This window comes from Novosphingobium sp. HR1a (genome assembly GCF_015594425.1).
Taxonomy (GTDB): domain Bacteria; phylum Pseudomonadota; class Alphaproteobacteria; order Sphingomonadales; family Sphingomonadaceae; genus Novosphingobium; species Novosphingobium resinovorum_A.
Window position 1 is genome coordinate 20169 of record NZ_JABXWS010000008.1, and the last position, 7248, is coordinate 27416.

At 51.2% G+C, this 7248-nt stretch carries 9 protein-coding genes; 6 read left to right on the top strand and 3 right to left on the bottom strand.

Features of this window, described 5'->3' with window-relative positions; translation table 11 throughout:
• Window positions 1-119 precede the first annotated feature (119 nt).
• The 4 genes from HWN72_RS01995 to HWN72_RS02010 all read left to right on the top strand — a co-directional run bounded on the left by HWN72_RS01995 (window position 120) and on the right by HWN72_RS02010 (window position 3935).
• A complete protein-coding gene (locus tag HWN72_RS01995) occupies window positions 120-1289 on the top strand; it encodes a site-specific integrase (protein ID WP_211149666.1) in 1170 nt (389 codons plus the stop codon).
• A gap of 205 nt (window positions 1290-1494) precedes the next feature.
• Window positions 1495-1680: an AlpA family transcriptional regulator gene (locus tag HWN72_RS02000; RefSeq protein WP_211149667.1), complete on the top strand. Its 186-nt coding sequence runs from the start codon at window positions 1495-1497 to the stop codon at window positions 1678-1680.
• Window positions 1681-2125: 445 nt separating this feature from the next.
• Window positions 2126-3472 carry a hypothetical protein gene (locus tag HWN72_RS02005; RefSeq protein WP_211149668.1) on the top strand — a complete coding sequence of 449 codons (1347 nt, stop codon included), beginning with the start codon at window positions 2126-2128 and terminating at the stop codon, window positions 3470-3472.
• A 241-nt stretch (window positions 3473-3713) separates the two neighbouring features.
• Entirely contained in the window at window positions 3714-3935 is a 222-nt protein-coding gene (locus tag HWN72_RS02010; protein ID WP_211149669.1) for a hypothetical protein, read from the top strand.
• A gap of 492 nt (window positions 3936-4427) precedes the next feature.
• On the opposite strand, the gene HWN72_RS02015 is transcribed toward HWN72_RS02010, so the two are convergent.
• Together HWN72_RS02015 and HWN72_RS02020 are read right to left on the bottom strand one after the other, a co-directional pair.
• Window positions 4428-4796 carry a hypothetical protein gene (locus HWN72_RS02015; RefSeq protein WP_211149670.1) on the bottom strand — a complete coding sequence of 123 codons (369 nt, stop codon included), beginning with the start codon at window positions 4794-4796 and terminating at the stop codon, window positions 4428-4430.
• Complete coding sequence (locus tag HWN72_RS02020) at window positions 4793-5038, bottom strand: hypothetical protein (protein WP_211149671.1); 246 nt, start codon at window positions 5036-5038, stop codon at window positions 4793-4795. The genes HWN72_RS02015 and HWN72_RS02020 overlap by 4 nt, the downstream gene beginning before the upstream one ends.
• 159 nt (window positions 5039-5197) lie before the next feature.
• Here HWN72_RS02020 and HWN72_RS02025 point away from each other — a divergent pair, with 159 nt between their 5' ends.
• Window positions 5198-5470: a helix-turn-helix domain-containing protein gene (locus HWN72_RS02025; protein ID WP_211149672.1), complete on the top strand. Its 273-nt coding sequence runs from the start codon at window positions 5198-5200 to the stop codon at window positions 5468-5470.
• A gap of 66 nt (window positions 5471-5536) precedes the next feature.
• Window positions 5537-6799 carry a HEPN domain-containing protein gene (locus HWN72_RS02030; protein WP_211149673.1) on the top strand — a complete coding sequence of 421 codons (1263 nt, stop codon included), beginning with the start codon at window positions 5537-5539 and terminating at the stop codon, window positions 6797-6799.
• A gap of 10 nt (window positions 6800-6809) precedes the next feature.
• Here HWN72_RS02030 and HWN72_RS02035 read toward each other — a convergent pair.
• On the bottom strand, window positions 6810-7248 hold a 439-nt coding region (locus HWN72_RS02035), incomplete at its 5' end, for a recombinase family protein (protein ID WP_211149674.1).

Genomic DNA, 7248 nt, shown 5'->3' on the forward strand with positions numbered 1-7248 from the left:
TCATTCGGTTTCAGGAATAAGGTTTAGTCCCTAAAAACAGGGATTTGCGGTTCAAGTGACCTCTTTTGATTTCATCCAATTGCACATACAGTGTGGGAGGAAATGAGGGAGCGAATCCGTTGGCGCTATCTGCTTTACACGTCAAAAATGCAAAGCCGGGGCGTCATCCCGATGGGAAGGGCCTGTACCTTCTCGTAAGTCCTACAGGTGGAAAAAGCTGGGTTCTTCGAGTCCAGGTCGATGGGAAGCGTAAGGACTACGGGTTAGGATCGCTGGACAGCGTCACTCTTGCCGAAGCCCGCGAGAAGGCGTCGGATTGGAGGAAGCTTGCGAAGGGAGGCTTAAACCCGTCCATAGAGGCCAAGCGGGAACGGGGTAGGCTAACGTCCTTCAAGATCGCGGCAGAGCAATATCACGGCGAACGAGAAGATAGCTGGAAGAACGAAAAGCACCGCGATCAGTGGATAAATACCCTTCGATCTTATGCCTATCCAGTCATAGGCGAAATGAGCGTCGATAGGATCGATGCGGATCACGTTGCGCAGGCTCTTTTGACGATCTGGCAAACTAAGCCGGAAACAGCGCGAAGGGTTCGGCAGCGCATTGGCACCGTGCTGGATTATTCAAAGGCGAAGGGTTGGCGAGCTACAGAGGCCCCTATGCGTGCTGTAAGCACGCTCCTGAACGGCATTAAGCAGCCCAAGGGGAAGAACTTCCCTGCCATGCCCTATGGTGATGTACCGGCTTTCATATCGGTGATTCGAGAGGGCAGGGCATCTCCTAGCGTTTTAGCCTTGGAGTTCCTGATTTTGACGGCAGCACGTTCGGGGGAGGTCCGAGGGGCAACGTGGAAGGAATTGGACTTGATCGGACGCCGCTGGATTGTGCCAGCCGAACGTATGAAGATGGGCCAAGAACACGTTGTTCCTCTTACCGAGAGGGCTGTAGCCATCCTTGAGGAAGCCAAGGCTTATTCGACACAAGAACCCAATCGCACTGTTTTTCCCGGCCTCCGGCACCAGCCGCTTTCGGATATGACGCTCTCCAAGGTGCTGCGGACCAAGAGTGGCCCAGATTACACCGTACATGGTTTCCGTTCCTCCTTCCGCGATTGGTGCGCTGAAAAGGGGTTCTCGAATGATTGGGCAGAGGCGGCGCTGTCGCATACCGTCACCAACCGGGTGGAGGCTGCATATCGGCGGACGAAGTTCTTCGATCAGCGCGTCGGCCTCATGGATGCTTGGGCGGACCACTGCCTTAATTCAAAAAATTCGAACAAACAGAGATAATTTGATCTATATTTTCTATCAAAGGGCCCTCAAGGGAAAGCGTGTTGCATAAATATCTGATATGAAAAGATTTTTAGTTATTGTCAGATTAACGGCGACAAGAATTGCAATTCTCGCGGCATTTAAAATAGGATTAAAAACCAGCTACTTACATTCTCCAAAATGTGTGTATCTGACTGGGCTCCGACAGAAACGGAGCTAAAAGATGTTCATCACGACTACCGATCTTGCCAGCCGAACCGGCCTTAGCAAGCCAACTATCTGGCGCTACCGGAAGCGATACGCCAACTTCCCCAAGCCGATTTACATCAACGGTTCGTCAGCGCTGCGGTGGGTTGCCGAAGAGGTCGATGCTTGGATGCTTGGTTGCCGGAAGGAGGGTTCGCTTTGAGCGCCCGCCTGTCTGGTACGCCGCGTCCTCCCAAGGGCGATGCTTGGGTAAAGCAAATCTTCGACAAGGAAGCCCTTCTTGATCCCGAGGGCGTGGTGTTTCGGAAAGCTACCAGTGTCGAGCGGTACGCTTCGACAGCCCTACTTCTACATCATGCTGCTAAGCGAGGCTTCGCGGTAACCCTGATGGGCACCCACTACCTCATACATCGTCCCGGTGTCACGCCAGCGCTATGCACCCGTGCGGTGTGACGGATGGCGTTTTGCTTTCCATCCGATTTCAATGACCCGTTCCCCCCACTCTATCAGATGAAGAGCGCCGGTAATTCTGCGTTTCCCGTTTCCGCATCAAGTTAAAAGGTAAACTAAAATGAAGATAACGATCCGATTATTAAACTCTAATCTGTTGTATTCCATAAATATATGTAAACTTAAATTAATATCAGGTGGCAAATATGTCAGTAGAGAGCCTTTCTGGGCAGGTTTCTGACCAGTCTGAACACCCGTATGCCGACAGCATTCATATGTCTCTTCGGCAGCAGCCCTCTTCAAAGGTAGCTGCATCCGCTATATCTCGCATTGCATCGACGATTTCCGATAAGGCGACGGTCCGCCGGAAGCACATCCCTATCGTGGGGGCTATCATAGGCGATCTCTTGAGGGGATTGGCAATCACCCCTTCAAATGCCTGTTACCGTGCTCTGTCAGCAGGGTCTTTCTCGGGGTTCCACTACAGCTACAGGCGCTTTGTTTCAGTCCGTAAAGGCCTTGAAGCGGCGAAGTATTTGCGGATTGTCCGAGGGCGGCAAGCCTTTGACGGCATCCCCGGTGCGGTGTCTCGATTTCATGCGACACCAAAGCTCATTTCGGAGCTAAGGGCGGCTGGCATAACCCCTTCCAACTTCCAGCAACATTTCTCTACCCGAACCGACATTGCGTTGGTGCATAAACCGATCCGGCGAAAGACTGCGTCGTCCCGGCCCGAGGGTTGGAAGGTCGAGGGGAAGGCTATGTCGGTCCCAAATACCCCTAAGGTTGCGAAGCTTGCACAGGAGGTTCATCAAATCAATGGCTTCCTCCGGCAGCAAACCTTTGAAGGAATGGCATTCGATGGTCTGTTCCGAGGATTCAACCAAGGGGACTATCCCGATTTCGACTGGAATAAAGGCGGAAGGCTCTACGCCGTTGGAGATGGATACCAAGGGCTGGATAAGGTCGAGAAGCGGCCTCTAATCCGCTTCAATGGGCATGAAACCGTCGAGGTAGATATCCGCGCCAGCCATCTCACTATCTTCCATGCGCTTATGGGGGCGCCTTTGCCCGGGAACGGTGACCCTTATGATACCGGAGAGATAGGCAGGGATGGTATAAAGCTTTTCTGCGCCATCACCCTCGGCGCAGGTAAGCTTCCCTCTCGTTGGTCCTCTACGGCAGGTAAAGACTATCGAAAGGCCTATGATAAGCAGATAGCCCGTGGAAAGCAGCCTGCACCGGGAACAACGGGGAGGCTTGCGCAGGACTATCCCTTCAAAACGGTAAGGGACATTGCGCTCCGGCATATCCCCTTGCTCAAGTCCGTTGAAGGCAGTGGGCATACATGGGCAGACTTCCAATTCCTTGAAAGCCAAGTCCTCATTCAAGCTATGAAATCCCTTATAGAAGAGGGGGTAACAACGCTTCCCCTTCATGATTCTCTTATATGCCCTAGGATATATTCAGAAAATGTATCAGAATGTTTGGTAAGATGCTTTGAAGATATAGTAGGTGTAAAATGCTATATTAAAATTAAATAATATATATTAAAAAATGGGGGGTATTATACTCATACTAGTAACGTTTTTGTTCTGTGTCGGGATGGTGTCAAACGAATTTGAGGCGATTTAAAGCTCGTACAACGCCTTTTGCTTGAGAGAGGTAGGTGGGTAGCCTGAGCCTCCCCTTAGGCGCTGTACGGGCTTCCCTAGGGAAAATAGAGAGCCTCTAGGTACGGGTTTGATCCAGAAACCTTTTCGGCAATGGTCGCGTTAGCGAATTATGCTCGAAGATGCGGAACATTACCGGCAGGAAATACGCAACCGCGAGGCGTTCAGTCGTCATCGAGCACGGTTTGAGGAACGACGCGCCGCGATCCCGCCCAAGCCGATTTTAGTTGAATGCGCGACACGACTGCTGGCAATGGCCGAGATGATGATTGGCCTGCTGATCGTCTTGTCATTCATCGGCATGGTGTATTGGTGTTGGAACTGCCTCGCCTGATCGAAGAAAGGTGGCCGCTGAGATCACACGGCCTAAGCGTGGTTTTACATCATCGTGATGCCGGTTCCCCAGCAGTGCGACACCGGCCGCCGCCATACCGTTCTTTCGTAATTGATTGAAATATTTTATCTTGTGTGACGTTCGAGGTAATTGGGCTGGGCAGTCTGGACGGACTCGTTTGGGCTCTCTCGCGGTCTCCTAAGACTTCCCATCCCGATCGGCAGTCTGGACGGACTCGTTTGGGCTCTCTCGCGGTCTCCTAAGACTTCCCATCCCGATCGTCAGAACGTTTCGGTGACCTCGATGCGATCCCCAATGATCTTGTAGGTGACTGTTCCATCGGCAGGGTCATCCCTCCTCCTTCCCGGACCAGAGCCAGGACTCGCATCAACCGCCCGCCAGACAATGCGATTTCCGTCCAGCCGACAATCATTCTTCCATAGGGTGTTGTCGGATGGGCGGTGGTGAGGAGCAAGGATGATCTCACCACCATTAAGCTTGTGGGATAGTCACTCGCTGATCGGCTTTGAGCTTGAACGCTTTTTCAGAGCAATCTAACTTGTTCTTCATGTATAAATGGAAGTCTTCGTCATCCAGATACAACTTCCCATCAATCCAAACGAAGTCACTGTATCCCGCGTACGCGCCAAACCCATTTTTACCAAGTATCTTGCCCTGCATGCACTTAGCCGACGGGTAAATGCTCACGTCCTTGAACTTGACTGAAGAAGGGTCTTTCATCAAGTCTCTTGCATCTTGCAAAGCAATTTCTGTGTAGCGCTCGTTGGCAGTGGGCTGCTTATTTGAGCAGGCGGAAAGCGACAACGCAAATACTAGCGCCATGGACAGGTAGGCCTTCATTCGCCGTCACCCGGTTGGGCGTCAGGAGAGCATACGAGTTTCCCGATAAGCTTCCCGTCTTGATCGAAGTCATCGGTGACCTCGCATCCAGTCGCCTGCTTGGCAGCCTGTCGCATTCGGTTCCGCAAATTGTAGCTGTAGTTAGGGCCGAATACGCCGCCGTCCACGATCTTCACGGTGCCATTGTCATACCGGATGACCTTGAAGGTCTGACCTTCGACAACGGCCTTGTATCGTTCCACGGCCTTTGCACCGGCGAGGGCAGGCGATCCCCACCCACATACCAGCAGCAACGATATTGTGATTGCAATGCGTCCCAAGCGCATATGATTCCCCCTATGTATTCCGGGAGACTTCATACACTTTTTGTATAATTATCAAGCCAGTTGATTAGCCTTTTGATGCAGGCTCAACAGGCACCACGGGGCGATAAGGCTCATGATCCTCGTTACAAAGAGCTACTGGCGAAGCTGAAAGCTGCGCGAAAAAGCCTTGGGTTAACGCAAGAGGCCCTTGCCGCCCGGTTGAACCGGCACCAGCAATTTGTGTCGCGGTACGAAGGGGGGCAACGTCGGCTAGATGCCGTGGAATTCTATGATGTAGCCGTCTTGCTTGGGCTGGACCCAACTGCGCTCCTTCAAAGCTTGACCGGCGATGCAGCAATAAGCCAGTAAATGCCTTGCCATTCGTGCTGACGTTCCTTCCAGCAAGCGGTACGTTTTGGCATTAAGGGAGCGAGGATGGCACTTAAAATTGACGAGCAAAGCGCAGATGCGCTGACTTTCAGAATTGCCCAAGGACTACATGGTATAACCGATCTATTTTTCGGGCTTCACCATATGGACTTTGATTGGGCCGAAAGTGTAGGTCAATCTTTGCCAGAAGCTTTGCAGGACAGATTAACAAAAATATGCGGTGAAGGCGGTCTATCCGAATTCCTTTACGGTCAGGTTTTATTAAAGCTCGACGAAGATTCAACATTTGATTCGAGTGAAACTAATACACTACATGATACAGAGAGCTATAGGGATGCGCTCGGCGCTGCTAAGGAGTTAGTTTCTCAGCTTGCTGCGTTGCCATACTCTTATCGGCTCGTAGCGCCCCTTCCTTCCTCATTTTCAAAAGAGTTTTTCGAAGTCTGCGATGACTTTGAACTTGGACCTGGAATTTCTTTGGTACGAGGTAAAAAGCTCGCACAAGACTTTTCACTGGAAACCGGGAATATACAGCGAGACAAGCGGATTATTAGCGCTCTTGGAGCTGAATTTCTAGTTTTGCCGGATAAGGAGGGGCTTTATTTTGTTCAGCAAAGAAGCGGGTATGTTGGTCAACAACAAGAGCCACCGATTCTCGCTGAGTTTAAGACCGCGCTACAGCAACTGTTAGGCGCAATACTGGCAATAAAAGGATTTGCGCAGCGAGGATGGCGTGCAGAGAACGAAGATCGGGCGATATTCATACATCGGCGAGTGGATGATCCAGCTATTGTACTTGCAGAACGCCTCTCTCCTAAATTGCGTGACTTCTACGGCGAAATGAGTATACTCCAAGGTCGTACAATTTCCAAGAAAACGAAAGAAGATAATTCGGTAAATCTTAGAAAGTTAAATATAATCAAATCCGTTTTTCAACTAAACGATCACGGGCGTCGGTTATCGGTTGCGGCCATATGGTATCTCCGTTCACATATTTCGAAAGACTCTCTGGACGGATTGTTAGAGTCTACTATTGCTCTGGAAGCATTGTTGGGAGGGGGAAATGCCGAAGGCACCAAGCTTTCTAGCCTCCTTGGTAACCGATGCGCCTTTCTAGTAGGCAGGTCGATTACAGATCGACAAGAGATATTGTCTAAATTTAGCGAAATATATACGCTTCGATCTCGGATTGTACATGAAGGTCACCATCGTTTTACTAAATTCGAGCGTGAGTTGTTAACCTATTCTCGAGAGCTATGCCGAAGGGCCTTAGTAAAAGAGATGACGATGACTACTGTTGAAGAGTAGGGGGTAACAGCTACCCGCCCAAAGTACATTGGGGCGCTTTAAGCGCGCGGTACACGCTGGCGCGACCGATACCGAGGCCTTTAGCGATTTCGGAAGGCCCTGCCCCTTCTGAATGTAGCTTGCGAACAGTATCGCCATCCACGGATGGTTTACGGCCTTTGTAGACGCCTTTTGCCTTGGCTTTTTCGATGCCCTCCCGCTGGCGCTCTTTTCGAATATCAGTTTCGAATGCTGCGACCGCGCCAAGGATCGCCAACACCAGCTTGCCCATGCCGCTGTCGGTGTCGATTCCAGCTTGCTGGAGGCAGCGGAATTTGGCCCCCTTTGCACTTATGCGTTCAATGATGTTGTGTAGGTCCACTGATGACCTCGCAAGGCGATCAAGGCGAGTGACCATGAGCGTGTCGCCATCACGTACGAAGTCCAAAGCATCGGCAAGGGCGCCCCTT